Genomic DNA, 781 nt, shown 5'->3' with positions numbered 1-781 from the left:
CGGTCGCCGCCACCCTGGTAACCACCACGGTCGCGGTCACCACCGCGATAGCCGCCGCGGTCGCCGCCACCCTGATAGCCGCCACGGTCCCGGTCGCCACCGCGGTAACCGCCCCGGTCGCCGCCGCCCTGGTGTCCGCCGCGGTCACGGTCGCCACCACGGGAAGCGCCGCCGCCCTGGTAACCGCCACGGTCGCCACCGCGATATCCACCGCGGTCACCGCCTCGGTCCCGGTCGCCGCCACGGTAACCGCCGCGGTCGTCCCGGTTGCCGCCACGGTCGCCGGAGGATCGTCCGCCGCGCGAGTCGTCGCCGTCCCGACCACGGCCGGCCCGGCGCTCGTCGTCGCGGTTGCTGGAGCCGCCGTCTTGCGGTCCTGTAGTCACGGATCAATCCTTCCGATACGGCGGCCCTGTTACTGGGGGCTGAGCCTCAACACTCAAAGTTACTCGGGGGCGAACGCACAAACGCAGACGAGGGCCGACCCCGTCCGGGGTGGCCCTCGTCTGTCACGTTGAGTCCGGCGGCGTCCTACTCTCCCACACCCTCCCGAGTGCAGTACCATCGGCGCTGGAGGGCTTAGCTTCCGGGTTCGGAATGAGACCGGGCGTTTCCCCTCCGCTATGGCCACCGAAACAGCTGCCAGCATTCACAAACACCGTTTGCGTGAACGGTTGTTCGTTTGCTGTGAATCACACAGTGGACGCGTTGAGGATCAAATTTTAGGTGGTTAAGCCCTCGGCTTATTAGTACCGGTCGACTGAACCAGTTACCTGGCTTA

1 protein-coding gene and 1 rRNA gene are annotated in these 781 nt (G+C 67.2%); both read right to left on the bottom strand.

The features are described from left to right. On the bottom strand, positions 1 to 386 hold a 386-nt coding region (locus tag A3CQ_RS61755; protein ID WP_211216689.1), incomplete at its 3' end, for a hypothetical protein. 132 nt (positions 387 to 518) lie between these two features. Next, a 5S ribosomal RNA gene (gene rrf / locus A3CQ_RS0126595) occupies positions 519 to 635 on the bottom strand. Positions 636 to 781 lie beyond the last annotated feature (146 nt).

The sequence above is a fragment of the Paractinoplanes globisporus DSM 43857 genome (assembly GCF_000379645.1).
Taxonomy (GTDB): Bacteria; Actinomycetota; Actinomycetes; order Mycobacteriales; family Micromonosporaceae; genus Actinoplanes; species Actinoplanes globisporus.
The sequence above is the reverse complement of the archived record's forward strand: the minus strand, read 5'-3'. Positions and strand labels throughout refer to the sequence as shown.